Origin of the sequence: Streptomyces sp. NPDC057963 (assembly GCF_042887155.1) — a bacterium.
GTDB lineage: Bacteria > Actinomycetota > Actinomycetes > Streptomycetales > Streptomycetaceae > Streptomyces.
Genome location: NZ_JBHVPX010000002.1, coordinates 722,953 through 747,636, shown reverse-complemented (window position 1 = coordinate 747,636; position 24,684 = coordinate 722,953). Strand labels below are relative to the sequence as shown.

The 24,684-nt window shown below is 71.4% G+C and carries 22 protein-coding genes; 9 read left to right on the top strand and 13 right to left on the bottom strand.

The window, feature by feature from the left end:
- The first annotated feature begins 118 nt into the window (after positions 1–118).
- Genes ACFVT1_RS07150 through cseC form a run of 4 tightly spaced genes read left to right on the top strand, consistent with a single transcriptional unit; the run spans position 119 to position 3,594 of the window.
- A complete protein-coding gene (locus ACFVT1_RS07150; protein WP_389793294.1) occupies positions 119–769 on the top strand; it encodes a SigE family RNA polymerase sigma factor in 651 nt (216 codons plus the stop codon).
- Complete coding sequence (locus ACFVT1_RS07145; protein ID WP_389793292.1) at positions 757–1,500, top strand: hypothetical protein; 744 nt, start codon at positions 757–759, stop codon at positions 1,498–1,500. Before ACFVT1_RS07150 ends, ACFVT1_RS07145 begins: the two co-directional genes overlap by 13 nt.
- A gap of 10 nt (positions 1,501–1,510) precedes the next feature.
- Entirely contained in the window at positions 1,511–2,215 is a 705-nt protein-coding gene (cseB, locus tag ACFVT1_RS07140; RefSeq protein WP_362193618.1) for a two-component system response regulator CseB, read from the top strand.
- Positions 2,212–3,594 carry a two-component system sensor histidine kinase CseC gene (cseC, locus tag ACFVT1_RS07135; protein WP_389793290.1) on the top strand — a complete coding sequence of 461 codons (1,383 nt, stop codon included), beginning with the start codon at positions 2,212–2,214 and terminating at the stop codon, positions 3,592–3,594. Before cseB ends, cseC begins: the two co-directional genes overlap by 4 nt.
- 249 nt (positions 3,595–3,843) lie before the next feature.
- On the opposite strand, the gene ACFVT1_RS07130 is transcribed toward cseC, so the two are convergent.
- A complete protein-coding gene (locus ACFVT1_RS07130; protein ID WP_389793288.1) occupies positions 3,844–5,454 on the bottom strand; it encodes an MDR family MFS transporter in 1,611 nt (536 codons plus the stop codon).
- A gap of 123 nt (positions 5,455–5,577) precedes the next feature.
- Between ACFVT1_RS07130 and ACFVT1_RS07125 the strand changes: the two genes are divergently transcribed.
- Entirely contained in the window at positions 5,578–6,162 is a 585-nt protein-coding gene (locus tag ACFVT1_RS07125) for a TetR/AcrR family transcriptional regulator (protein WP_389793286.1), read from the top strand.
- A 24-nt stretch (positions 6,163–6,186) separates the two neighbouring features.
- Here ACFVT1_RS07125 and ACFVT1_RS07120 read toward each other — a convergent pair whose 3' ends face one another.
- Positions 6,187–6,876 (bottom strand): M23 family metallopeptidase, encoded by a 690-nt coding sequence (locus ACFVT1_RS07120; RefSeq protein ID WP_389793284.1) that lies wholly within the window; start codon positions 6,874–6,876, stop codon positions 6,187–6,189.
- Positions 6,877–7,336: 460 nt separating this feature from the next.
- Here ACFVT1_RS07120 and ACFVT1_RS07115 point away from each other — a divergent pair, with 460 nt between their 5' ends.
- Complete coding sequence (locus ACFVT1_RS07115; protein ID WP_389793282.1) at positions 7,337–7,699, top strand: trypco2 family protein; 363 nt, start codon at positions 7,337–7,339, stop codon at positions 7,697–7,699.
- Positions 7,696–10,962 (top strand): NACHT domain-containing protein, encoded by a 3,267-nt coding sequence (locus tag ACFVT1_RS07110; protein ID WP_389793280.1) that lies wholly within the window; start codon positions 7,696–7,698, stop codon positions 10,960–10,962. Before ACFVT1_RS07115 ends, ACFVT1_RS07110 begins: the two co-directional genes overlap by 4 nt.
- 191 nt (positions 10,963–11,153) lie before the next feature.
- Here ACFVT1_RS07110 and ACFVT1_RS07105 read toward each other — a convergent pair whose 3' ends face one another.
- Entirely contained in the window at positions 11,154–13,682 is a 2,529-nt protein-coding gene (locus ACFVT1_RS07105) for an ATP-dependent Clp protease ATP-binding subunit (protein WP_351787469.1), read from the bottom strand.
- A gap of 428 nt (positions 13,683–14,110) precedes the next feature.
- Here ACFVT1_RS07105 and ACFVT1_RS07100 point away from each other — a divergent pair, with 428 nt between their 5' ends.
- Positions 14,111–14,719 carry an SCO3374 family protein gene (locus ACFVT1_RS07100; protein ID WP_389793278.1) on the top strand — a complete coding sequence of 203 codons (609 nt, stop codon included), beginning with the start codon at positions 14,111–14,113 and terminating at the stop codon, positions 14,717–14,719.
- Here ACFVT1_RS07100 and ACFVT1_RS07095 read toward each other — a convergent pair.
- The 10 genes from ACFVT1_RS07095 to ACFVT1_RS07050 form a co-directional block, all read right to left on the bottom strand.
- Positions 14,698–15,033, bottom strand: a complete 336-nt coding sequence (locus ACFVT1_RS07095; RefSeq protein ID WP_362193591.1) for an Lsr2 family protein — start codon at positions 15,031–15,033, stop codon at positions 14,698–14,700. The genes ACFVT1_RS07100 and ACFVT1_RS07095 overlap by 22 nt on opposite strands.
- 144 nt (positions 15,034–15,177) lie before the next feature.
- Entirely contained in the window at positions 15,178–15,735 is a 558-nt protein-coding gene (locus ACFVT1_RS07090) for an amino-acid N-acetyltransferase (protein ID WP_389793276.1), read from the bottom strand.
- 9 nt (positions 15,736–15,744) lie between these two features.
- Complete coding sequence (locus ACFVT1_RS07085) at positions 15,745–16,245, bottom strand: BlaI/MecI/CopY family transcriptional regulator (RefSeq protein ID WP_389793274.1); 501 nt, start codon at positions 16,243–16,245, stop codon at positions 15,745–15,747.
- 110 nt (positions 16,246–16,355) lie between these two features.
- The gene (locus tag ACFVT1_RS07080) at positions 16,356–16,535 is read right to left on the bottom strand and encodes a hypothetical protein (RefSeq protein WP_389793272.1); all 180 of its coding nucleotides are present in this window, start codon (positions 16,533–16,535) and stop codon (positions 16,356–16,358) included.
- 60 nt (positions 16,536–16,595) lie between these two features.
- A complete protein-coding gene (locus ACFVT1_RS07075; protein ID WP_389793372.1) occupies positions 16,596–17,180 on the bottom strand; it encodes a hypothetical protein in 585 nt (194 codons plus the stop codon).
- 140 nt (positions 17,181–17,320) lie between these two features.
- Positions 17,321–18,118 (bottom strand): type III pantothenate kinase, encoded by a 798-nt coding sequence (locus tag ACFVT1_RS07070; RefSeq protein WP_389793270.1) that lies wholly within the window; start codon positions 18,116–18,118, stop codon positions 17,321–17,323.
- Positions 18,118–19,161, bottom strand: a complete 1,044-nt coding sequence (gene nadC, locus ACFVT1_RS07065) for a carboxylating nicotinate-nucleotide diphosphorylase (protein ID WP_389793268.1) — start codon at positions 19,159–19,161, stop codon at positions 18,118–18,120. Before nadC ends, ACFVT1_RS07070 begins: the two co-directional genes overlap by 1 nt.
- 2 nt (positions 19,162–19,163) lie before the next feature.
- Positions 19,164–20,909 (bottom strand): L-aspartate oxidase, encoded by a 1,746-nt coding sequence (locus tag ACFVT1_RS07060; RefSeq protein ID WP_389793266.1) that lies wholly within the window; start codon positions 20,907–20,909, stop codon positions 19,164–19,166.
- Positions 20,906–22,012 carry a pantoate--beta-alanine ligase gene (gene panC / locus ACFVT1_RS07055; RefSeq protein WP_389793264.1) on the bottom strand — a complete coding sequence of 369 codons (1,107 nt, stop codon included), beginning with the start codon at positions 22,010–22,012 and terminating at the stop codon, positions 20,906–20,908. The genes ACFVT1_RS07060 and panC overlap by 4 nt, the downstream gene beginning before the upstream one ends.
- Positions 22,009–22,959 carry a Rossmann-like and DUF2520 domain-containing protein gene (locus tag ACFVT1_RS07050; RefSeq protein ID WP_389793262.1) on the bottom strand — a complete coding sequence of 317 codons (951 nt, stop codon included), beginning with the start codon at positions 22,957–22,959 and terminating at the stop codon, positions 22,009–22,011. The genes panC and ACFVT1_RS07050 overlap by 4 nt, the downstream gene beginning before the upstream one ends.
- Positions 22,960–23,149: 190 nt before the next feature.
- Here ACFVT1_RS07050 and ACFVT1_RS07045 point away from each other — a divergent pair, with 190 nt between their 5' ends.
- Positions 23,150–24,424 (top strand): threonine aldolase family protein, encoded by a 1,275-nt coding sequence (locus ACFVT1_RS07045; protein ID WP_389793260.1) that lies wholly within the window; start codon positions 23,150–23,152, stop codon positions 24,422–24,424.
- Positions 24,425–24,684: the final 260 nt, after the last annotated feature.

Sequence of the window (24,684 nt, the reverse complement as noted above, 5' to 3'; positions counted from 1 at the left end):
CGTATGGCTGCTCCGCACAGCCCCGTGACAACAGCTCCGTACCGTCATCGACGTCAGCCCGACCGATCGATGGCTGGCGGCGGTTCTACGGGGTTCTACGGGGACGGAGGCGGTTGGAATGGCGCAGGGCGAGGTGCTCGAATTCGAGGAGTACGTACGCACTCGGCAGGAGGCACTGCTGCGCAGTGCACGCCGACTGGTTCCGGACCCGGTGGACGCGCAGGACCTGCTGCAGACCGCCCTGGTCCGTACGTACGGCCGCTGGGACGGCATCGCCGACAAGTCCCTCGCCGACGCCTATCTGCGTCGCGTCATGATCAACACCCGGACCGAGTGGTGGCGGGCCCGCAAGCTGGACGAGGTCCCCACCGAGCAGCTGCCCGACGCGAGCGTCGAGGACGGCAGCGAGCAGCGCGCCGACCGCGCCCTGCTGATGGACGTGCTGGGCGTCCTGGCTCCCAAGCAGCGCAGCGTCGTCGTGCTGCGACACTGGGAGCAGATGAGCACGGAGGAGACGGCGGCGGCGCTCGGCATGTCGACCGGTACGGTGAAGAGCACGCTGCACCGCGCGCTGGCGCGCCTGCGCCAGGAGCTGGAGAGCCGTGAGGCGGCGAGCGCGGAGGCCCGGCTCCGCGAGGAGCAGGGACCGACCGCGGCCGGCCGTGCTCCGGCCGTCGGCGCCCAGGCGCGTACGCGGGCGACGGCGCGGGTACGGGCGCAGGCGGGTGGGCGTATGGACGAACGGGGGCGGGAGCGGTGCGCGGCCTGACAGCCAGCGGTGACAGCGGCAGCGGCGACGACCGCGGCGGCGGAAGAGACGACGGCGGCCGCGGGGCCGCCGGAGGGCGTGGCCGGGCCCTGACCGGCTGGGCGGCGGGCACCACGACTCTGGTCGGGCTCGCCGCCTTCGGGCTGCTCGCGGCCGGCTGCGCCACCGGCGGGACCGGCACCCGTGACGAGGGCCCGGCGGGCACCGAGCCGGCCGCCCAGGTCACGCCGAGCGTCCGTCCGCCGTCCACGGAGAAGCCCACGCCCCGGGTCGATCCCGTGTCGCTGCTCAAGGCCGACCCCAAGGTCGGCGAGCGGGTCAGGACGGACCTGAAGCCCTGCAGCGGTTCCGAGTACCCGGTGGACTCCTCGTACGGCACCCTGACCGGCGCCTCCTCGCCCGACGTCGTGGTCAACGTGATGACCTGCGGCGACTCGGTGGGCGTCGGCACCTACGTGTACCGCCCGCGGAGCAACGGCACGTACGAGAACGTGTTCGCCGTCGAGCAGCCCGCGGTGTACGGCACCATCGACCGCGGTGATCTGGTGGTGACGGCCCAGGTGTACGGGAAGAAGGACTCGGTCGCGTACCCCTCCGGCGAGGAAGTGATCACCTACCAATGGGCGAACAACCGGTTCAGCGAGCACGACCGGGTGCACAACGACTTCAACCGAGCCGTCGGTGACGGAGAGGCCGGTCTTCCGGGATCCGCTCAGCCGGCGGAGAACTGAGAGCAGTCCGATGGCCGAGACCCACGTCCTGTTCGTCGAGGACGACGACGTCATCCGCGAGGCCACCCAGCTGGCGCTGGAGCGCGACGGCTTCGCGGTGACCGCGATGCCCGACGGCCTGTCGGGCCTGGAGGCGTTCCGGGCCGACCGACCGGACATCGCCCTGCTCGATGTGATGGTGCCGGGCCTCGACGGGGTCAGCCTCTGCCGCCGTATCCGCGACGAGTCGACCGTCCCCGTGATCATGCTGTCGGCACGGGCCGACTCGATCGACGTGGTGCTCGGCCTGGAGGCCGGTGCCGACGACTACGTCACCAAGCCCTTCGACGGGGCGGTCCTGGTCGCCCGGATCCGCGCCGTGCTGCGGCGCTTCGGCCATGCGTCGGGCGGGCAGCCGGGCAACGGGGAGCCGGAACCGCAGCACGTCGGCGGGGTGCTGGCCTTCGGCGACCTGGAGGTCGACACCGAGGGCATGGAGGTCCACCGGGCCGGCGAACAGGTGGCGCTGACCCCGACCGAGATGCGGCTGCTGCTGGAGTTCTCCGCCGCGCCCGGCACGGTGCTCTCCCGCGACAAGCTCCTGGAGCGGGTCTGGGACTACGGGTGGGGCGGTGACACCCGGGTCGTGGATGTCCATGTGCAGCGGCTGCGCACCAAGATCGGCCAGGACCGGATCGAGACGGTCCGCGGCTTCGGCTACAAACTCAGGCCATGAAGCGGCTCGCCCTGCGGACGGGTGTCCGCTGGAAGATCAGCATCGCCATCGCCGCGGTCGGTGCGCTGACCGCGGTCGCGCTCAGCTTCGTCGTCCACAACGCCGCCCGGGTCTCGATGCTGGAGAACGCGCGCGAGGTCCAGCTGGAACGGCTGAAGTACGCGCAGCTGCTGTACGAGGCGAAGAAGACGCAGAAGGCCGATCCCCGGTTCGGCGCCAAGCTCAACGACCCGACGATGCCGCGCAGCCTGCGCGCGGAGACCAGCCGGAACCGGCGTGCCACGCATGTCCGGGAGCTCAAGAACGGGGTGCCCGACGTGTGGGCGGCCGTGCCGGTCGGCAACGGCAATGTCCTCTCGCTGCACACCCCGTTCGCCGACCGCACCGCCACGGTGATGGGGGACCTCGACCGGGCGCTGATCATCGGCTCGGTCTCGGTGGTGTTCGGCGGCTGTGCGCTGGGCGTGCTGATCGGCGGGCAGCTGTCGCGTCGGCTGCGCAAGGCGGCGGCCGCTGCGGGCAGGGTCGCGCAGGGCCAGACGGATGTACGGGTACGGGAGGCCGTCGGCGGCGTGGTCCAGGACGAGACCGACGAGCTGGCCCGCGCGGTGGACGCGCTGACGGACGCGCTGCACGAGCGGATCGAGGCGGAGCGCCGGGTCACCGCGGACATCGCGCACGAGCTGCGTACGCCGGTGACGGGTCTGCTGACGGCGGCCGAGCTGCTGCCTCCGGGCCGCCCCACCGAGCTCGTACGGGACCGGGCGCAGGCGATGCGCACCCTGGTCGAGGACGTGCTGGAGGTGGCGCGGCTGGACAGCGCGTCGGAACGGGCCGAGCTGCAGGAGATCGCGCTGGGCGAGTTCGTCAGCCGACGGGTCGCGCTGCTGGACCCGGATGTGCGGGTGCAGGTCGTGCACGAGTCCTGGGTCAGCACCGATCCGCGCCGGCTGGAGCGGATCCTCGGCAATCTGCTGGGCAATGCCGCCAAGCACGGTGCCACGCCGGTGGAGGTCACGGTCGAGGGCCGGGTGGTGCGGATCCGCGATCACGGTGCCGGGTTCCCGGCGGCGCTGCTGCGTGAGGGCCCGAGCCGGTTCCGTACCGGAAGCAGCGACCGGGCCGGGCACGGGCACGGTCTCGGCCTGACGATCGCCGCCGGTCAGGCCCGGGTCCTGGGGGCCCGGCTGACCTTCCGCAACGCGGGGCCCGACGGGGCGGCGAAGGGCGCGGGCGGGGCGATCGCCGTGCTGTGGCTGCCCGAGCACGCGCCGACGAACACCGGCAGCTTCCCTGTCCTGCGCCTGTCCGAACAGCGCACGCCGGACAGCGGCGACGGGGAGAGCGCGGGGACCGGCCGCAGACGGACCGGCGGCTGAACCGGATACGGGAGGAGGCTCCCGGGGCGCGCCCCGGGAGCCTCCTCCCGTATCCGGGCTCGTGCACGGCCCGTACGCCGTCGGCGCCGTGAGCCGCTCGTACGCGGGCTCGTCCGTACGAGCAGCTCGTACGCAGGCCCGACGTAGCACGCCGCTCGGTACGCGGGCTCGTACTCCGTGCGCCAGCCCGTACGCCCGCCAGCCCGTACGCCGTGCGCCGCTCGTGCGCCGCTCGTGTGCCGTGAACGGTCAGACGGTCTCGGGCTGCCTGGCCTCGGCGGCCGCGGCCGGTGTCTCCGCGCTGTCCCGCGACGTGGCCTCCGGGGCCGCTCCCCGCAGCGGGACCTCCTTGACGAACACCGATGCGAGCAGGGCCACGACGCCCACCGAGGCGCCCACCAGGAACGCGATGTGCGTACCGGACGACACCGCGAACTGGTACGCCTCACGCACCGCGTCCGGCAGCTTCGCCAGGCTCGCCGCGTCCAGCTGCGCGGACTTCGCCGTGGCTCCCCCGCCACCGCGGGCCGCCATCTCGTCCTGCACCCGCCCGGTGAACAGCGCCCCCATGATCGCGACGCCGAAGGAGCTGCCGAGCGTGCGGAAGAGGGTGGTCGCGGAGGAGGCGACTCCCATGTCCTTCATGTCCACGCTGTTCTGCGCGACGAGCATCGTGATCTGCATCAGGAAGCCCATGCCCGCGCCGAGCACCGCCATGTAGATGCCCGAGGTGAGGCGGGTGGTGCCGGTGTCCATCTGCGAGAGCAGGAACAGACCGGTCACCATCAGGGCCGAGCCCACGACGGGGAAGATCTTGTACCTGCCGGTGCTGGTGGTGACTCGACCGGCGATCAGCGACACGGCCATCATCGACAGCAGCATCGGCAGGAGCAGCAACCCCGAGTTGGTCGCCGAAGCACCCTGGACGGACTGCTGGTACAGCGGCAGGAAGAGCACCGCGCCGAACATCACGAAGCCCGACATGAAACCGACGACGGACATCAGGGTGAAGTTGCGGTTGCGGAAGATGTGCAGTGGGATGATCGGTTCCGCGGCCCTCGTCTCGACGAAGAGGAAACCGACGAGCGCGGCGGCACCGATCGCGATGAGCTCCATGATCACGGCGGAGTTCCAGTCGTACTCCGAACCGCCCCAGGTGGTGACCAGCACGATCGCGGTGATGCCGAGGGTCAGCAGCCCGGCGCCGAGGTAGTCGACCTTCGCCTCGGTGCGCCCCCGCTTCGGCAGGTGCAGCACGACGGTGACCATGGCCAGGGCGATCGCGCCCAGCGGCAGGTTGATGTAGAAGCTCCAGCGCCAGCCGAGGTGGTCGGTGATGGTGCCGCCGACCAGCGGTCCGCCGATCATGGCGACGGCCATGACTCCGGCCATCATGCCCTGGTACTTGCCGCGCTCACGGGGCGGTACCAGGTCGCCGATGATCGCCATGACACCGACCATCAGTCCGCCCGCACCGAGCCCCTGGATCGCCCGGAAGCCGATCAGCTGGCCCATGTCCTGGGCCATTCCGCTCAGCACCGAGCCGATCAGGAAGAGCACGATGGACGTGAGGAACACGCCCTTGCGCCCGTACATGTCACCGAGCTTGCCCCAGATGGGGGTGGAGGCCGCGGTGGCCAGCGTGTACGCGGTGACGACCCAGGACAGGTGCTCCAGGCCGCCGAGGTCACCGACGATCGTCGGCATGGCCGTACCGACGATCAGGTTGTCCAGCATGGCGAGCAGCATCGTGATCATCAGGGCCAGCATCACCACCCGTACGCTGCGCTGCTGCTTCCCGGGTATTCCGGCGGGCAGGTCGCCCGCCTCCCCACCCGGTGTCTTCTTCACATCGGACATTGGTCCCACTCCCCTGATCCCCGGTGCGCACCGGGGACTTACTTGCCGCCCGGCTAGTTGACTACACTGGGCAAAGTAGACGGGTAACTAGCCGGTCGTCAAGTAAGCTTCGAGGAGAGCGTCATGGGCAGCACGCCGCAGCCACGCCGGGGCAACACGCGCCAGCGGATCCAGGACGTCGCCCTGGAGCTCTTCGCCGAACAGGGCTACGAGAAGACCTCCCTGCGCGAGATCTCCGAGCGGCTGGATGTCACCAAGGCCGCGCTGTATTACCACTTCAAGACCAAGGAAGACATCCTGGTCAGCATCTTCGACGACCTGAACCGGCCGATCGAGGAACTGATCGCATGGGGCAGGGAGCAGCCCCGCACCCTGGAGACGAAGCAGGAGCTCCTGCACCGCTACAGCGAGGCCCTGACAGCGACCGCCCCGCTCTTCCGGTTCATGCAGGAGAACCAGGCGACCGTACGGGACCTCAGCATCGGGAGCACCATCAAGGACCGCCTCCTCGCCCTGATCGACCTGATCAAGGAACCCGAGGCGCCCCTGACCGACCAGGTGCGCTGCGTCACCGCGCTCTTCACGATGCACGCGGGCATGTTCGCCCTCAAGGACCTCGAAGGCGACCCCGAGGACAAGCGCAAGGCCGTCCTCGAAGTCGCCTGCGAGCTGGTCACCCGGGCACACAGCCCGGGTTCCGGGGAGTAGCGGGGGTCCGTCCGCCCGGCCGGGTCAGACCCGGACGCCCTCCCTGTGCAGGAACGAGACCGGGTTGACCGCGGAACCGTAGTCGGCGGTGTGGCGGATCTCGAAGTGCAGGTGCGGACCGCTGGAGTTGCCGGTGTTGCCGGAGAGGGCGATCTTCTCGCCCGTCTTCACGGTCTCGCCGATGCGTACGTCGATCCGCGACAGGTGGGCGTACTGCGAGTACATGCCGTTGGCGTGCTTGATCACGACGGCGTTGCCGTACGCGGGACCGTCGCCGCCGCCGTTCGGCCCGGCCTTCACGACGGTGCCGCTGTGCGCGGCATCGACCCTGGTGCCGATCGGCACGGCGAAGTCCTGGCCGGAGTGCTTGTGGGCCCAGCGGCTGCCGTCGTTGCCGAAGCTCGCGCTCAGCTCGTAGCGGTTCACCGGGGTCGCCCAGCCGGCGGCCTTCTTCGCGGCCGCCTTCTCGGCCGCGGCACGTTCCGCCTTGGCCGCCTTGGCCGCCTTGCCCTGCACGGCCGCCTGCTCGGCGACCGATCGGGCCGCGAGGTTGTCGATCAGGCTCGCGGTGCCGGAGACGCCCGTCGTGCCGGCCGCGAACGCAGCACCCGCGCCGAGAACCATCGACGTCCCCAGGCCGGCTGCCACCACGGCGCCACGGACACGGGACAGCGACGGGCGGCGGGAGTGCTGGAACGAAACGCGCTTCGACATAAGCGGAAATCCTCCGGAGATGACTGGACCCGGCGCTCCGGCCGGGCTGGCCATCCCTTGGTAACCCGCACCCCCCGTCGTGCTCAAACACCCCATCTACGATCAAAAGCCGTATCAAGCACTTCGGGAATTCACTGCCGACGGCTTCACCCACTCGACGTCCCGACGCGTCGAAACTCTTTTTTTCAGACAGGTTTCACCCCAGTTGCAAACCGGTCCAACCGGACTGAACCCAGTAATTCGGGCTCCTCTCTCCACGCCCTCGAAAGCCACGTCCCACGCCGGGGCCGGGGCCCCTGACACGACCACGGCGCCCTCCCCTATCACCCCTAGTAGGCCCCAGAAGGGCTGTGTGCCTTGTCACCGCCGCCGGGACGAAAGGCCGTCCGATTCGGGACCTTCGGCCCGCGACCTGGCTACGCTGACACGGCGACCAGCTCAGCTCCCGGGGGGACAGGCCATGGCCAGTGACACCGCAGGCACCAGCGACATGGACGGCATCGAACTCGCCGACGCCGTCGAGTCGATCCGCAACCAGCTCATCGACGCCGCAGGCCGCGCGACCGGCCGCCCCGTGGCCTTCGAGGTCGGCGACATCCAGATGGAGTTCACCCTCGAACTCCGCAAGGAGGTCAAGGGCGGCACCAGGGTGAAGGCCTGGGTGGTCGAAGCGGGCGCCGACGCCTCCCGCGCGACCGGCCGCACGCACAAGGTCGCCTTCACCCTGAAACCGCGCGACGCCACGACCGGCGAGCCCTGGCGGATCGGCCACGAGGACGAGGGCAGCACAGCGCACTTCGGCCGCGGGACGACGCGGCCGTGAGCACCGCACCGCCCACGACCGCCGTGCCGCCCGCGGCACGCACAGTCGTGGTCCTCGGCACCGGGGCCGGGGCCGGAGCCGCTCAGGGCAGCGGAGCCCTGCTCACCGACCGGCTCGTGCTGACCTGCGCCCACGTGGTGAAGGGCGGCAGCCGGGCCGCCGTCGCCCACCCCCGCCTTCCGGACCGCACACCGGCCACGGTCGCCTGGATCGACCACGACCTCGACGCCGCGCTCCTGCTGACCGCGGTCCCGGTGCTCCCGGTCACCCCCGTACGGCTCGGCGTCCTCCACAGCGACCAGGCACTCCCCGGCTGCGAGATCATCGGCTTCCCCGACATCCAGCGGTACGGCCCCGAGCAGCGTCTGGAGGCCGACCAGTACACGGCCACCGCCCTGCCCATGGCCGGCCACCTGCGCGGTCTGCTCGTCTGCGAGCTGGACGGCCCGCCCGCCGCCCGGACGGACCACGAGCCCCCGGCCCTGCGGGGCATGTCCGGCGGCCCTGTCTTCGCCGGGAACGTCCTGCTCGGCATCGCCCGGCAGATCCCCCGGCAGCGCGGCGGCCGGCGCGTGGAGTGCGTACCGCTCGCCCCGCTCCTCGCCGCGCCGCCCTTCGAGCTCGTCTACCGGCAGTCCGGCACGGCGCTGCGCCACGAGCGGGTCCACGGCCACTTCCCCAGAGACGTGCGGTACGAGGAGGAGTACGCGACCGCGGTCGGTGCCGCGTACCGGCGTACGAAGATCTTCGGGCTGGACGAGCTGGGCCGGCGCGATTCCGAGTGGGATCTGGACACCGCGTATCTGAGCCTGGAGGCCCAGCAGAACCCCACCGGCCCGGCTCCGCAGACCCTCCGGTCGCCCCAGCGAATCGACGCGCTGCTCTCCGACCGCCCCCGGGTACTGCTGCGGGGCGACGCGGGCGCCGGGAAGACCACGCTGCTGTGGTGGCTGGCCGCACACGCCTCGGCGCGCACGCTGGGCCCGCGGCTGGCCGCGCTCAACGGCCTGGTGCCGTTCGTCGTCCCGCTGCGCACACTGCGCGCCCAGGGCGGCACCTTCCCCGCCCCCGCGCAGCTGCCCGCGGCGGCCCGGCTGGTGATCGACGAGGCCCCGGAGGGCTGGGTCGGCCGGGTCCTGGAGTCCGGCCGGGCACTGCTGCTGGTCGACGGACTGGACGAGGTCCCGCAGGACGACCGCGAGCAGGCGCACGACTGGCTGTCCCGTCTCCTCGACCGGTACCCGGACATCCGCTGCCTGGCGACGGTGCGCCCGCTCGCCGTCGAACCGGACTGGCTGATGTCGCAGGGCTTCGAGGAGCTGCGGCTGCTGCCCATGCGGAACGAGGACATCGAGGCCTTCGTCGCCGCCTGGCACCGGGCCGCCCGGCTGGACGACGACGACCACGAGACCCTCGACCGCCTCGAACGGGATCTGACCCAGCAGTTCGCCCAGAACACCGCGCTGCGCAATCTGGCCCGTACCCCGCTGCTCTGCGCGGTGATCTGCGCCCTGCACCGACGCCGCCAGGGCATCCTGCCGGAGACCCGCTGGAGCCTGTACGACTCGGCGCTCACCATGCTCCTGGGCGACCGCGACAGACAGCGCAGGATCGAGGCCCCCGAAGGCATCACGATGAACGTGGAGGAGCAGGCCCAGCTCCTCCAGCGCATCGCGATCTGGCTGGTGCGGGGCGGCCAGTCGGAGCTCCAGCGCCCCCAGGCGCTGCGCCAGCTGGAACGGGCCCTGCCGGGCATGGAGCAGGTACGGCAGCAGGGTTCGGCCGAGGACGTCCTGACGCATCTCCTCAACCGCAGCGGGGTCCTCCAGGAACGCGCCGACGGCGTCTACCAGTTCGCCCACCGCACCTTCCAGGACTTCCTCGCCGCCAAGGAGTTCGTCGAGGGCGACCAGTTGAACGAACTGCTCGGCCGGGCGGGCGCGCAGCAGTGGCACGACGTCATCCTGCTGGCGGCCGGCCACTGCGGCCGCCGCGAACACCCCGCTCTGGTCAACGGGTTGCTGGACGTGGAGCCGGGACCGACCGACACCGTCTACCGGGAGGAGATCACGGTGCTGGCCGCGCTCTGCGCCCAGCACGCGACCTGGCTGGACGAGACGACACGCGCCAGGGTCCGCACCGCCGTGGACGGGCTGTTCCCGCCGAGGTCCGACCGGGACGTACGGCTGCTCTCCCGCCTGGGGCCGGCCGCCCTGAACCACCTCCCCGACCCGGCGTCCGCCGCCGTCACCCCGGAGGACGCCCGCACGGTCGCGGAACTGATCAACGAGATCGGCGGCGCGAAGGCCGTGCCGTACGCGCGCCGATGGGCCCTGGCCCATCAGCACCTCAGCTATGCCTTCCGGGAGAACTGGCACAGATACCCGGTGGCCGCGTACGCCGAACAGGTCCTCGCCACCTTCGACCTGGAGTACCACCTCCTGAAGATCACCTCCAGGGAGCAGCTGGCCGCCCTGCGCCATCTGCCGGAGGCCCGTAATCTGCGGATCACCGGCGGGTTCACCTCGTCCGAACTCCAGGCGGCGCTGCGCGGCAGGCAGTGGACCGATCTCGCCATCGGGGAGAACCCCTGTGTGACGGACCTGTCGTTCCTGACGGGCTGCGGGGAACGGCTCATGGACCTCTTCCTCCACAACTGTCCGGCCGTACGGGACCTCGGCCCGCTCGCCGGGCTCCGTGCGCTCAGGTCGCTCCAGCTGGACATGAGCCATCTGCCGGACGCCGCGCTCTCCGTGCTGGCTTCCGCTTCGGGCCGGCTGAGCTACCTGGACCTCAGGAACGTGACGGCCGAGCAGCTGCCCCGGCTGCCCCCGCTGCCCCGGGTACGCTCGCTGAGCATCCGCGGCGCGGTCCCGCTAGAGATCGACTCGCTCGACGGCTGGCCACTCCTGGACAGCCTCCGGCTGGAATCCCTCACACCGGTGCGGCCCCTGCTCGCGACCCTGCGGCGGACCCCGAGGGTCACCGACGTCACCGTGCGCGTGGTGTCCCTGACGGAATTCGACAGCGAGGCGGCCGTCCCGTCCGTCAGGGAACTGGTGCTCCGCTGCGACACGGAACCGGTCGGCGGGTTCGAGTGGGTCCCCCAGGTCTTCCCCTCGCTGAAGTCGTTCCTGTTCACCCCTCCCACGTACGGGGGGCACATCGATCTGACCCCGCTCGAAGTCCTGCCCGGCCTCCGCGTAGCCATCACCGGCAGCCATCAGGTCGTCGGCGGCGAAGGCCTCGACGTACGCCGCTGACGACAGCACAGCGGCCCGGCGGACCGGCAGACCCGACGGACCCAACGGACCCGGCGAACTCGCCGGACCCGGCAGACCCAGCAGACCCGGCAGACCCCGCAAAAAGGGGCTGCCCCGGACCGTTTCCACGGTTCCGGGGCAGCCCCTGCGGATGCTCAGACGCTAGGACCTCTCGGCCCTCGGACGCGTCCTCACACGTCCTTCGACATGTTCGGTCCCGCGCCGCCCGCCGCCTGCTCGATCGGGGGGACGTCGGGCAGAGCCGACTTCTCCTCGCCGCGGAAGGTGAACGCCTTCTCCTCACCCTCGCCCTCGGTGCCGACGACGACGATGTGACCGGGGCGCAGCTCACCGAAGAGGATCTTCTCGGAGAGGATGTCCTCGATCTCGCGCTGGATCGTCCGGCGCAGCGGCCGGGCGCCCATCACGGGGTCGTAGCCCTTCTTCGCCAGGAGCGACTTGGCTTCCGAGCTCAGCTCGATGCCCATGTCGCGGTCCTTCAGACGCTCGTCCACCTTGGCGAGCATGAGGTCGACGATCTGGATGATGTCTTCCTCGGTGAGCTGGTGGAAGACGACCGTGTCGTCGACACGGTTGAGGAACTCGGGGCGGAAGTGCTGCTTGAGCTCTTCGTTGACCTTGTTCTTCATCCGCTCGTAGCCGGTCTTGACGTCGCCCTGGGCGGCGAAGCCCAGGTTGAAGCCCTTGGAGATGTCCCGGGTCCCGAGGTTGGTCGTCATGATGATGACCGTGTTCTTGAAGTCCACGACCCGGCCCTGGGAGTCGGTCAGACGACCGTCTTCCAGAATCTGGAGCAGGGAATTGAAGATATCGGGGTGGGCCTTCTCGACCTCGTCGAAGAGAACGACGGAGAACGGCTTGCGGCGCACCTTCTCGGTGAGCTGGCCGCCCTCTTCGTAACCCACGTAACCGGGGGGAGAACCGAAGAGGCGGGAAACCGTGTGCTTCTCGCTGAACTCCGACATGTCGAGCGCGATCAGCGCGTCCTCGTCGCCGAAGAGGAATTCGGCGAGCGTCTTGGACAGCTCCGTCTTACCGACACCGGACGGGCCGGCGAAGATGAACGAACCACCGGGGCGCTTCGGGTCCTTCAGACCGGCTCGCGTACGGCGGATCGCCTGCGAGAGGGCCTTGATGGCGTCCTTCTGGCCGATGACGCGCTTGTGGAGCTCGTCCTCCATGCGCAGCAGCCGGGAGGACTCCTCCTCCGTCAGCTTGAAGACCGGGATGCCGGTCGCGGTGGCCAGGACCTCGGCGATCAGCTCGCCGTCGACCTCGGCCACGACGTCCATGTCGCCGGCCTTCCACTCCTTCTCGCGCTTGGTCTTCGCGGCGAGGAGCTGCTTCTCCTTGTCGCGCAGGGACGCGGCCTTCTCGAAGTCCTGCGAGTCGATCGCAGACTCCTTGTCGCGGCGGACGCCCGCGATCTTCTCGTCGAACTCGCGGAGGTCCGGCGGCGCGGTCATCCGGCGGATGCGCATCCGGGAACCGGCCTCGTCGATCAGGTCGATCGCCTTGTCCGGCAGGAAGCGGTCCGAGATGTACCGGTCCGCCAGCGTCGCGGCCTGGACCAGCGCCTCGTCCGTGATGGAGACGCGGTGGTGGGCCTCGTAGCGGTCGCGCAGACCCTTGAGGATCTCGATGGTGTGCGGCAGCGACGGCTCCGCGACCTGGATGGGCTGGAAGCGGCGCTCCAGCGCGGCGTCCTTCTCCAGGTGCTTGCGGTACTCGTCGAGCGTCGTCGCACCGATGGTCTGCAGCTCGCCGCGGGCCAGCATCGGCTTGAGGATGCTGGCGGCGTCGATCGCGCCCTCGGCGGCGCCCGCACCCACCAGGGTGTGGAGCTCGTCGATGAACAGGATGATGTCGCCGCGGGTGCGGATCTCCTTGAGGACCTTCTTCAGGCGCTCCTCGAAGTCACCGCGGTAGCGGGAGCCGGCGACCAGCGCGCCGAGGTCGAGGGTGTAGAGGTGCTTGTCCTTGAGGGTCTCGGGCACCTCGCCCTTGACGATGGCCTGCGCCAGGCCCTCGACGACCGCCGTCTTGCCGACGCCGGGCTCGCCGATGAGAACCGGGTTGTTCTTGGTACGGCGGGACAGCACCTGCATGACCCGCTCGATCTCCTTCTCGCGCCCGATGACCGGGTCGAGCTTGGATTCGCGAGCGGCCTGGGTGAGATTCCGGCCGAACTGGTCGAGCACCAGGGATGTGGAGGGCGTGCCTTCCGCGGGGCCGCCCGCGGTCGCCGCCTCCTTGCCGCCCGAGTACCCGGAGAGCAGCTGGATGACCTGCTGCCGCACCCGGTTCAGGTCGGCACCCAGCTTCACGAGGACCTGGGCGGCGACACCCTCGCCCTCGCGGATCAGGCCGAGCAGGATGTGCTCGGTGCCGATGTAGTTGTGGCCGAGCTGGAGGGCCTCGCGGAGCGACAGCTCCAGGACCTTCTTGGCCCGGGGTGTGAAGGGGATGTGCCCGGACGGAGCCTGCTGGCCCTGACCGATGATCTCCTCAACCTGCTGGCGGACCGCCTCGAGCGAAATCCCGAGGCTCTCCAGGGCCTTAGCGGCGACACCCTCACCCTCGTGGATAAGGCCCAGGAGGATGTGCTCGGTGCCGATGTAGTTGTGGTTGAGCATCCGGGCTTCTTCCTGAGCCAGGACGACAACCCGCCGCGCGCGGTCGGTGAACCTCTCGAACATCGTTAATCGCTCCTCAGAGCGGTCAGGCAGTAAGGGGTCGGTCCCCTCCCTGTCCTTCCGCAGCTTAGTCCCGCAAGCGGGGACCGCTCATTCCAACTGCCGACACCGTCCTTGGCCTCCTGCCCCGAACGCCGACATCTGCTCCAACCCGATGGTGCGAGACGATGTTCCCGCAGGCCAGGCAGATACGCCTTTCGCCAGTACGCCGATGGCGAACGTGAGATGCCCGGCCCTGCGTGTCGCCCCTCCCCACTAGGGATGTCTTACCCGCAATTACAGACAGTCCATGCGGCGCACGCCGGTTCCCTCCGCTACGGGCGAACATATCTGCGCTCCCGAATGCGCCTCTACGCCCCCATCCCTGACACACTGCGCACCCGGTCGCGGACTCTACGTAACCCCTGGGGCGGCTCGGCCGTTCTCCCGGCATGGCCCTCACCGTCCCGCCCACCCCGCCGTCGTTCGCCGACGACCGGAAGGACCGCGACGAATGTGCGCGGTGGGCGCGGTGGTACGAGCGCGAGCTCGGCTGGGCCACGGAGGGCACCGCACCGGTGCGGTTGCTGACCGGGCTGCGGTTCGACGTCCTGGAGGTGCCCGCGGCGGCCGGTCGTGCGGCGCTGCGGCGGGTGGGTCGCAGCGGGCCGGTGGCGCTGGCGGGCGCGCGGATGAGCCTGCTGGTGGCGGCGGGAAGCGCCGACGAACTGCCCGGACTGCTCGACTGGCTGGAGTGGGGCGGGGTCGCCCTCTCACTGACCGCCGTCGGTACGGACGGCCGGATCACCGCGCCGGTGCCGCCCGGCGGGGTGCCGAGCCGGTCGGGGGCCGCCGTATGGCTGCGACCCCCCGGGCCGCGGCACGAGGGAGAGCCGGAACTCCCGGCCCTCGTCGGCCTCGGGAGCAGGGGTGGGGGTGCTCCCGATCTTGTACGGCTCGTGGACGCGGTGGCGACGGAATGCCACCGGGTCCGGTTGATGCGCGCCCGGACGGGGCGGTCGACCGATGGGTCGACAGCTCAGCCGTTGGCCTTCTCGTAAGCCTCGCGGATCTCCGCGGGAACACGGCCGCGGTCATTCACATTGTGGCCGTTCTCGCGCGCCCACTTACGGATCTCCGCGGTGTCCTTGTTGCCACCGGCAACGGCGCGGCCCTTGCCACGGCCGGCCGCTGCACGGCCACCCGTACGCCGGCCACCCTTGGTGTACGGCTCAAGAAGACCACGGAGCTTGTCGGCGTTGCTCGTGGTGAGGTCGATCTCGTACGTCTTGCCATCCAGAGCGAACGTGACGGTCTCGTCCGCCTCGCCACCGTCGAGGTCATCGACAAGAAGGACCTGAACCTTCTGTGCCACCGGATTTCCTTTCATCGAAAATGCAGTACGCGGAAAGGAAACCGCTTTTCTTCGAAAAACACAAACCCTCGGGAGAGGTTCAGGATCGCGAGAAGACGGGAAACATGCGCGATTCGGACATAGAGCTACGGCTTCTTGTGTCGGTCACAGGTGCAGAAGCATCCGACTGTTGCCCAAGGTGTTCGGCTTCACCCGTTCGAGACCCAGGAACTCCGCTACACCCTCGTCATAGGAACGCAGCAGCTCGCTGTAGACATCTCCGTCGACCGGCGTCTCTCCGATCTCCACGAAGCCGTGCTTCGCGAAGAAGTCGACTTCGAAGGTGAGACAGAAAACCCGCCGTACGCCCAGCCAGCGGGCGGTCTGCAACAACTTGTCCAGTACTTGATGTCCGACTCCGGCCCCCCTGATGCTGTGGTCGACCGCGAGAGTGCGCACTTCGGCCAGGTCTTCCCACATCACATGCAGTGCGCCGCAGCCGACGACCCGGCCGTCCTCGTCGCGTTCCGCGATCCAGAACTCCTGGATGTCCTCGTAAAGCGTCACCGTCGCTTTGTCGAGCAGGATGCCTTCACGTACGTACCCGTCGAGGAGACGGCGGACCGAGGGCACATCGCTGGTCCTGGCACGGCGGACAGTGATGGCCACGTTTATAACCGACGGTTCGGTACGGAAATCGGTATGCGGAAGCTCTGAGGACATACCCAGACGCTATCGCCCGGTCTCCGGGCCCGCTCCATCGACCGGATCTCCGGCCTGTTCACCGGCCGGCCCGTCCGTGCCTTCATCACCCGGCCCGTCCGCGCCTTCACCGACCGCTTCCCGCGCCGGGGGCCCGGCGGCTCCGGGCAGATCGGGCCGGACGATCCGCATGGCGTCCCGGAGGGCCTCGCGCTGCTCGGGGGACATCATGCCGAAGAACGCGACAAGAGCCGCGGCGGGGTTGTCACTGCGCGACCATGCCTCGTTCATCAGTGCGGCCGAGTAGGCGGCGCGGGTGGAGACCGCCGTATATCGATATGCGCGGCCGTCGACTTCCCTGCGGACCCAGCCCTTCTGATGGAGATTGTCCATTACCGTCATGACGGTGGTGTAGGCGATGGAGCGTTCCCGCTGGAGGTCCTCAAGGACTTCGCGCACGGTGACCGGACGGTTCCATTGCCAGACCCGTGTCATCACGGCGTCTTCCAGATCTCCCAATTGGCGGGGCACAATGTCACTTTAGTGCCAGATGCCGGGAATGCTCGGTTATTTACGCAGCGAAAGGGCGCACGACTCCCGGGGGGGTCGTGCGCCCTTTGCGTGCTGCGGGATGCGGAGGGTCAGACGCCGCCGGTCCGCGGGGTCTGCTGGACCGACTCGGCGCGGCCGAACGCCGTGTCCACGGCCGCGTCCTCCTTGGCCTTGTTGGGACCGCCCTGGCTCTTGACGATCGTCACGACGAGGCCGATGAAGAAGGCGGCCATCACCACGGGGGGCACGAGCGCGGATACGTAGTCCATGGCGTCCAGAGTAGCGAGGCCGGTACGGACTTCCACGCACCCCCTCCACGTTGCGGCGGGCTATCCCGCGGCGCGCTGCTGCGGCGGTGGGGCCGGGCGGCGGCGGGGCGGGAAGACCTCGGAGGGCTTGGGCGCCGGGCGTCCGGGCGGCGGGGTCGGCCGGGGCGGGGCCGCCGGCGTCTTCGGCCGTTCGGGTTCGGCCTCGTCGGCCGACCGGCCGCCGGGCAGGGCCAGAAGCCTGCTGCGGGGCGCGGGGGCCGCCGCCGGCACGGCACGTCCGGCGAGGCGGGCCCGCACCGACCGCTCCGCGAGCACCTGGCAGCGCTCCAGGAGGGCCGCGGCCACCGGCCTGTGGCGCAGGGCGCGCAGCGCGGCGAGGTCGTCGGGACGGGGGTCGTATCCGCCCGCCAGGGCGTCCTGGAGCAACTCCAGGTAGCCGCTGACGGAGCCGGGCAGGGCGTTGCGGTAGCGGACGAGGTCGGCGAGGAGGAACGTGCGCAGCCGTCCCGCCTCGCCGACCGCCTCGTCCACGGTACCCGCCAGTCGCAAGCAGTCCTGGACGTCCTCGTCGGGCAGGGGCGTGGGGTGAAGGGCGATGGCGAGGGCGCGTCGGAGCACACGCAGCTCGTCCGCGCTGAACGCCATACCGCCGCGTGATCCGTAAGGCGTGGGCATGACGCGACCATACGTGCTAAATGGACAAAATCCGCTTAACGGGTCGTCTCGGCGCGGCGGCGGCCGTCGGTCCGCCGCCGCGCCGTTTCCGCAGGTACGCCCCCTGTCCGCTACATCCGGGAGATGTTCCGCTCGTACACCAGGCGAAGGCCGATGAGGGTGAGCCAGGGTTCGTGCTCGTCGATCACGGAGGACTCGCCCAACACCATCGGCGCAAGGCCGCCCGTCGCGATGACGGTGACGTCGTCGGGGTCGGCCGCCAGCTCCTTCTTCATCCGCGCGACGACACCGTCGACCTGGCCGGCGAAGCCGTAGATGATGCCCGACTGCATCGCCTCGACCGTGTTCTTGCCGATCACGCTGCGCGGCCGGGCCAGCTCGATCTTGCGGAGCTGGGCGCCCTTGACGCCGAGCGCCTCGACCGAGATCTCGATGCCCGGGGCGATGACACCACCGGTGTACTCGCCCCGGGCGGAGACCGCGTCGAAGGTGGTGGCCGTACCGAAGTCGACGACGATCGCCGGACCGCCGTACAGGTCGACGGCGGCGGCCGCGTTGATGATGCGGTCCGTGCCGACCTCCTTCGGGTTGTCCATCAGGATCGGCACCCCGGTCTTGATGCCCGGCTCGACGAGGACCGCGGGGACGTCGCCGTAGTAGCGGCGGGTCACCTCGCGCAGCTCGTGCAGGACGGCCGGGACCGTGGAGCAGATCGCGATGCCCTCGATGCCGTCGCCCAGCTCCATGCCCAGCAGCGGGTGCATGCCCATCAGGCCCTGGAGCAGCACGGCGAGCTCGTCGGCGGTGCGGCGGGGGTCGGTGGAGATCCGCCAGTGCTCGACGATCTCCTCGCCGTCGAACAGGCCGAGGACGGTGTGGGTGTTGCCGACGTCGATGGTGAGCAGCATCAGGCGCCGGCCCCGTCGGTGTCGCGGAAGTCCAGGCCGATGTCGAGGATCGGCGAGGAGTGGGTGAGCGCGCCGACGGCCAGGTAGTCGACGCCCGCCTCCGCGTAGGCGCGTGCGGTGTCCAGGGAGAGCCGGCCGGAGGACTCCAGGACCGCGCGGCCGCCGACCAGGGCGACCGCCTCGGCGGTCTGCAGCGGGGTGAAGTTGTCCAGCAGGATCAGATCGGCGCCCGCGTCGATGACCTCGCGGACCTGCTGCAGGGTGTCGACCTCGACCTCGATCGATACGTCCGGGAACTCGTCGCGCACCCGCTTGAAGGCCTCGGCCACGCCGCCGGCCGCGACCACGTGGTTGTCCTTGACCAGGGCCGCGTCCGACAGCGACATGCGGTGGTTGACGCCGCCGCCGCAGCGCACCGCGTACTTCTCCATGGCGCGCAGGCCGGGGGTGGTCTTGCGGGTGTCGCGGACCTTGGCCTTCGTGCCTTCGAGGACATCGGCCCAGGCGCGGGTGGCGGTCGCGATGCCGGAGAGCCGGCAGAGCAGGTTGAGCGCGCTGCGCTCGCCGGTGAGCAGGTCGCGGGTGCGGGTGGTGACGGTCAGCAGCTTCTGGCCGGGGGCGACGCGGTCGCCGTCCTCGACATGGCGCTCGACCGCGAACTCGTCGGTGCAGACGATGGACAGGACGGCCTCGGCGACGCGCAGACCGGCCACGACGCCCGCCTCGCGGGCGGTGAAGTCGCCGGTGGCCACGGCGTCCTCGGCGACAGTCGCGACGGTCGTGACGTCGACACCGCCGTCGAGGTCCTCCTCGATGGCGACGTGGGCGACGTCCTCGACCTGGACCGGGTCCAGGCCCGCGTCGGCCAGCAGCTGGGCAAGGTCGGGGTCGAGGCCGCACTCCAGGGGGTCGAGCTCGTAGAACTCGTCCGCGCCGCAGCCGCAGCCGTCCCCGCAGCCGCCCTCGGACGGTGCGGGCGCGCCGATCTGGATCAGCGGTACGTCCACGGGTGTGGGGCGCGGATTCTCTTCGGGCGTGCTCACGGTTACGGCTCCTCGGTGACGTCGGCGGGGTGGATCGGGGGTGTTGTTGCTGCGCAGTCTGGTGCCTGGGCCGGGCGTACGGGGCCGAATGCCTCGGTCTCCGTCCGACGGAGGACCGGTTGGCGCTCCGGGGTGAGCCGGACGACGAGGTGGCGGCGCCAGTTCTCGTCGTCGCGCTCGGGCCGGTCCTCGCGCCAGTGGCAGCCGCGGGTCTCCTCGCGCCGGCGGGCGGCGGCGACCAGGACGCGCGAGACGAGCAGCAGGTTGGTGGCCTCCCACGCCTCGACGCCGGGCACCGCGACCTTGGGCTCGGCCGCCCCGGCGGCCTCGGCGGCGCGGTTGTGCAGGGCCTCCAGCTCGTCGGCGGCGGCGGCCAGGCTCTCGGCGGAGCGGAGGACTCCGGCGCCCCTGGTCATGATCCGCTGGATCGCGCCGCGGGCCTCGGGGGCGAGCAGCGGCGAGGGGGCGGGAAGCGGGCCGTCCGTCGCGGCGTCCGCGCGGGGCCGGTCCTCGACGATGTCCGCCGCGATGCGCTCGGCGAAGACGAGGCCCTCCAGGAGGGAGTTGGACGCCAGCCGGTTCGCACCGTGCACGCCGGTGCAGGCGACCTCGCCGCAGGCGTACAGGCCGGGCACGGTCGTGCGCCCGCGCAGGTCGGTGCGGATGCCGCCGGAGGCGTAGTGCGCGGCGGGGGCGACCGGGATCGGCTCGGTGACCGGGTCGATGCCGTGCGCGCGGCAGGCCGCCAGGATCGTGGGGAAGCGCTGCTCCCACATCTCGGCGCCGAAGTGGCGGGCGTCGAGATACATGTGCTCGGCGCCGTGCAGCTGCATCTGGCGGGTGATGGCCTTGGCGACGATGTCGCGCGGGGCCAGTTCCGCCAGTTCGTGCCGGCCCACCATGAAGCGCGTGCCCGACGCGTCGACGAGATGGGCGCCCTCGCCCCGTACCGCTTCCGACACGAGGGGCTGCTGGCCCTCGGAGTCGGCGCCGAGGAAGAGGACCGTCGGGTGGAACTGGACGAATTCGAGGTCGGAGACCTCCGCACCGGCCCGCAGGGCCAGGGCCACGCCGTCGCCGGTGGAGACCGCCGGGTTGGTGGTGGCGGAGAAGACCTGGCCCATGCCGCCGGTCGCGAGGACCACCGCAGGGGCCCGGACCGCGCCGACGCCGTCGTGCTGGCCCTCGCCCATGACGTGCAGGGTGACGCCCGTGGTGCGGCCCTCCCCGTCGGTGAGGAGGTCGAGGACGAGGGCGTTCTCGACGGTGTGCAGGGCGGCCTCGCGGACCGCCTCGACCAGGGCGCGGGAGATCTCGGCGCCCGTCGCGTCCCCGCCCGCGTGGGCGATGCGGCGGCGGTGGTGGCCGCCCTCGCGGGTCAGCGCGATGTCGCCGCTGTCGGTGGTGTCGAAGTGGGCGCCGGTCCCGATCAGCCGGCGTACGGCGTCGGGGCCCTCGGTGACCAGGGTCCGTACCGCTGCCTCGTCGCACAGGCCCACGCCCGCGACCAGGGTGTCGTCCAGGTGCTGCTCGGGGGTGTCGCCCTCGCCGAGGGCCGCGGCGATGCCGCCCTGCGCCCAGCGGGTGGAGCCGTCGTCGAGGCGGGCCTTGGTGACGACGACGGTGGCGAGACCCGCGGCGGCGCAGCGCAGCGCGGTGGTGAGACCGGCCACGCCGGATCCGACGACCACGACGTCGGCGTCGATGGACCAGCCGGGGGCGGGGGCGGTCAGGCGTATTCCGGTCACGTGGTGGCTCCGAAGGTCAGCGGGATGTTGTCGATGAGGCGGGTCCTGCCGACCTTCGCGGCGACGGCGAGGATCGCGTCACCGGTGGTGCGGTCGTCGGGGATCTCGGTGAAGTCGGCCGGGTCCACGAGCGCCAGGTAGTCCAGGGCGAGCGGCGGCTGTTCGCGGGCCGCGTCGTCGAGGATCAGCCGGGCGGCGGCGCGCACCGCCGCGGGCCCGTCGACGGGGCGGGCCAGGGCCACCGCCTGGGTGTCGGCGGCTGCGCGGGTCTCGCCGAGCGCGGTGAGCGCGGCGGCCCGGCCGGTGGTCGCCGCGGTGGCCTGCGCGCGGGCGTGCAGCGCCTGCTGGGCGGCGAGCCTGTCGCGCGCCGCGAACAGGGCCCGGGACAGGGCGAGGGCGGTGCGCCGCTCCCCGGCGTCCAGGAAGCGGTTGCGGCTGGAGAGCGCGAGGCCGTCCGGTTCGCGGACCGTCTCCGCGCCGACGATCTCGACGGGGAAGTTCAGATCGCGCACCATGCGGCGGATCAGCGCCAGCTGCTGGGCGTCCTTCTGCCCGTAGAACGCGGCGTCGGGGCGGGTGAGGTGCAGGAGCTTGGCGACGACGGTGAGCATCCCGTCGAAGTGCCCGGGGCGGGACGCCCCTTCGAGCCGCTCGCCCATGGCGCCCGCCGAGATCCGGACCTGCGGTTCGCCACCGGGGTAGACCTCCTCGACGGAGGGCGCGAAGACCGCGTCCGCCCCGGCGGCGCCCGCCACGGCGAGATCGGCTTCGAGGGTGCGGGGGTAGCGCTCCAGGTCGGCGGCCTCGCCGAACTGGAGCGGGTTGACGAAGACGGTCACGACGACCTGGCCGTCCGGGCCCGCGGCGGCCCGCGCGGTACGGATCAGGGTGGCGTGGCCCTCGTGCAGGGCGCCCATGGTCATGACGACGGCCCGCGGTCCCTTGAGGGGGGCGAACGCGGCGAGCTCGCCGGCCGTACGCAGCAGGGCGGCGGCAGGAGCGGCGCCGGGGGCGCGCGGCGGGGCGGCGGGGCACGCGGCGCCGGGCGCGGGCGGTGTGTCGGGGGTGTGCGGTGTGCCGGGCGCACCGGTCGGGTCGGTCATCGGGGCTCCTGTGATCCGGTGCCGCCCGTGGTGCCGGCGCTGTCGGCCAGGACGCCGAGCAGGTCCTCGGCCAGCTCCGGCTTGAGCATGCCGTGGGCGAGCGCCCGGTCGGCGGTGGCGCGGGCCATCGCGAGATAGCCGGCCACGGCCTGCGGTGCGTGCCGACGCAGCTCGCTTATGTGTGCGGCGACCGTGCCCGCGTCACCGCGGGCCACGGGGCCGGTCAGGGCGGCGTCGCCCGAGCGCAGGGCGTTGTCGAGTGCCGCTCCGAGAAGGGGGCCGAGCATCCGGTCGGGGGCGGCGACCCCGGCCGTGCGCAGCAGCTCCATCGACTGGGCGACCAGGGTGACCAGGTGGTTCGCGCCGAGGGCGAGCGCCGCGTGGTAGAGCGGACGGGACTCCTCCGCGATCCATTCCGGCTCGCCGCCCATCTCGATGACCAGCGCCTCGGCGGCGAGCCGCAGCTCCTCGGGAGCGGTCACGCCGAAGGAGCAGCCGGCCAGCCGCTGGACGTCGACGGAGGTGCCGGTGAACGTCATCACCGGGTGCAGGGCGAGCGGCAGGGCGCCGGCCCGCATGGCCGGGTCCAGCACCCGCGTCCCGTACCGCCCCGACGTGTGGACGAGCAGCTGTCCCGGCCGCACCGCACCCGTCTCGGCGAGGCCCTCCACCAGGCCGGGCAGGGCGTCGTCCGGAACGGTCAGCAGCACCAGCTCGGCCCGCGCGAACACTTCGGCGGGCGGCACCAGCGGTACGTCGGGGAGCAGGGCGGCCGCCCGGCGCACCGACGCGTCGGAGACACCCGACACGGCGACCGGCCGGTGCCCGGCGAGCTGCAGGGACGCGGCGAGAGCGGGGCCGACGCGGCCCGCGCCCACGACGCCGACGGTGAGCCGGGCGGGGCGGTCCCTCGCGTCGAGGGGCTCCTTGGGGGTTGTTGCATTCACGCGGCGATGGCCTTCCGTTCCAGTCCGCGGGGGGTACCGGACGATTTCTCTGCATGCTACGCCAGCGTTTCGTCCGGACTCCCGGCCTGTCCACAGCCTGTGGGAAAAGTCCGCGCGGGGCACGGCCCGGCGTCCCGGTGGGCCGGAAAACCGTGCGGGCCCCGGCTGCGCTCTGCGTGATGATCGTCCCATGACAGACAGGGCGGGCACGGATCAGCAGGCACGGCACCCGGGGGAGGACGCGCAGGAAAAGTCGCATGCGCAGTCGCAGGAGAATGCTCAGGAGAACGCGCAGGAGAACGCGCAGGCGCAGGACGACGCGCAGCGGCTGCGCAGGTGGAACGCCCGGCGGGCGGCCGAGCGGGTCCTGTCCAGGCCGCCCATGCACCTCCCGCTCGGTGAGCGGCTGGCCGCGCTGGCGGCAGGGGCCGGGGCGGTCACCGACCTCGACCGCCCCGCGGACATCTACGGCGACGGCGTCGTCGCCGAGCTGGAGCGGCGGATCGCGGACCTGCTGGGCATGGAGGCCGCCGCGTTCTTCCCGACCGGGACGATGGCGCAGCAGGTCGCGCTGCGGTGCTGGGCCGGACGGACCGGCAATTCCACCGTGGCACTCCACCCGCTGGCCCACCCCGAGATGCACGAGCGCGGCGCGCTGGAGGCGGTGAGCGGGCTGCGTACCGTCCATCCGACGTCCGAGCCCCGGCTGCCCACGGCCCAGGAGATCCGCGACTTCGCCGAGCCGTTCGGCACGATGATGCTGGAGCTGCCGTTGCGCGACGCCGGTTTCGTCCTGCCGACGTGGGAGGAGCTGGAGGCCGTGGTGGCGGCCGCCCGGGAACGCGATGCGGTGGTGCATCTCGACGGCGCGCGGCTGTGGGAATGCGCCCCCCACTTCGGACGGGGGCTGCCGGAGATCGCGGCGCTCGCGGACAGTGTGTACGTCTCGCTCTACAAGACCCTCGGCGGGCTCTCCGGGGCCGCACTGGCCGGTCCCGAGTCCCTGATCGAGGAGGCCCGCACCTGGCGCCACCGGTACGGCGGCCAGCTCTTCCAGCAGTTCCCGGCAGCACTCGCCGCCCTGATCGGCCTGGAACAGGAGCTGCCGTCGCTGCCCTCGTACGTGGCCCACGCGAAGGTGGTGGCCGGGGCGCTGGCCGAAGGCTTCCGGGCGGCCGGCGCCGGGTGGTTCCGGGTGCATCCGGAACCGCCGCACACGCACCAGTTCCAGGTGTGGCTGCCGTACGCGGCGGACGTTCCGACGGAGGCGGCGGTGCGGCAGGCGGAGGAGACGGGCGTATCGCTCTTCAGGGACTGGCACCCCGCGGCCGCCGGGCCGCCCGGGGTGTCGTTCACCGAGGTCACGGTGGGCCGGGAAGGGCTGGAGTGGACCGCGCAGGACGTCCGGCAGGCGGTGGCGGAGTTCATGGACCGGGTGGTGGCTCAGGTCCGGTCGTCGGACTGACGTCCGTCGGGCCGGACGGATCCGTTCCCGCGGCGGGGGCGCCGGAAGCGGTCACGGACGGCCCGCAGCACCGACCGGTCGTGCCGGCCCGGCGGTGGCGGCGGCCGTTCCCCCCGCTGAGCTGCGCGCCAGCTGTCGAGCATGTGCTGCTGAAGGGCGTTCATGGCCTCAGCTTGGGCCGGTCCCCGCTCGTGCGGCCCGCCGATTGACGAGCACCGTCAAGTGGGGCGCGGCCCCCGCGCGCACCCCGCACCATGGAG

What these genes read in the sequence shown, in the direction of transcription:
- ACFVT1_RS07120 (WP_389793284.1), bottom strand. Translation starts at nt 6,876, where the DNA reads ATGTCGAAGCGCGTTTCGTTCCAGCACTCCCGCCGCCCGTCGCTGTCC.
- ACFVT1_RS07090 (WP_389793276.1), bottom strand. Translation starts at nt 15,735, where the DNA reads ATGTCCTCAGAGCTTCCGCATACCGATTTCCGTACCGAACCGTCGGTT.
- cseB (WP_362193618.1), top strand. Translation starts at nt 1,511, where the DNA reads ATGGCCGAGACCCACGTCCTGTTCGTCGAGGACGACGACGTCATCCGC.
- ACFVT1_RS07080 (WP_389793272.1), bottom strand. Translation starts at nt 16,535, where the DNA reads ATGGACTACGTATCCGCGCTCGTGCCCCCCGTGGTGATGGCCGCCTTC.
- ACFVT1_RS07070 (WP_389793270.1), bottom strand. Translation starts at nt 18,118, where the DNA reads ATGCTGCTCACCATCGACGTCGGCAACACCCACACCGTCCTCGGCCTG.
- ACFVT1_RS07150 (WP_389793294.1), top strand. Translation starts at nt 119, where the DNA reads ATGGCGCAGGGCGAGGTGCTCGAATTCGAGGAGTACGTACGCACTCGG.
- ACFVT1_RS07045 (WP_389793260.1), top strand. Translation starts at nt 23,150, where the DNA reads ATGACAGACAGGGCGGGCACGGATCAGCAGGCACGGCACCCGGGGGAG.
- ACFVT1_RS07130 (WP_389793288.1), bottom strand. Translation starts at nt 5,454, where the DNA reads ATGTCCGATGTGAAGAAGACACCGGGTGGGGAGGCGGGCGACCTGCCC.
- panC (WP_389793264.1), bottom strand. Translation starts at nt 22,012, where the DNA reads ATGACCGACCCGACCGGTGCGCCCGGCACACCGCACACCCCCGACACA.
- ACFVT1_RS07075 (WP_389793372.1), bottom strand. Translation starts at nt 17,180, where the DNA reads ATGGCGTTCAGCGCGGACGAGCTGCGTGTGCTCCGACGCGCCCTCGCC.
- ACFVT1_RS07105 (WP_351787469.1), bottom strand. Translation starts at nt 13,682, where the DNA reads ATGTTCGAGAGGTTCACCGACCGCGCGCGGCGGGTTGTCGTCCTGGCT.
- cseC (WP_389793290.1), top strand. Translation starts at nt 2,212, where the DNA reads ATGAAGCGGCTCGCCCTGCGGACGGGTGTCCGCTGGAAGATCAGCATC.
- ACFVT1_RS07115 (WP_389793282.1), top strand. Translation starts at nt 7,337, where the DNA reads ATGGCCAGTGACACCGCAGGCACCAGCGACATGGACGGCATCGAACTC.
- ACFVT1_RS07100 (WP_389793278.1), top strand. Translation starts at nt 14,111, where the DNA reads ATGGCCCTCACCGTCCCGCCCACCCCGCCGTCGTTCGCCGACGACCGG.
- ACFVT1_RS07125 (WP_389793286.1), top strand. Translation starts at nt 5,578, where the DNA reads ATGGGCAGCACGCCGCAGCCACGCCGGGGCAACACGCGCCAGCGGATC.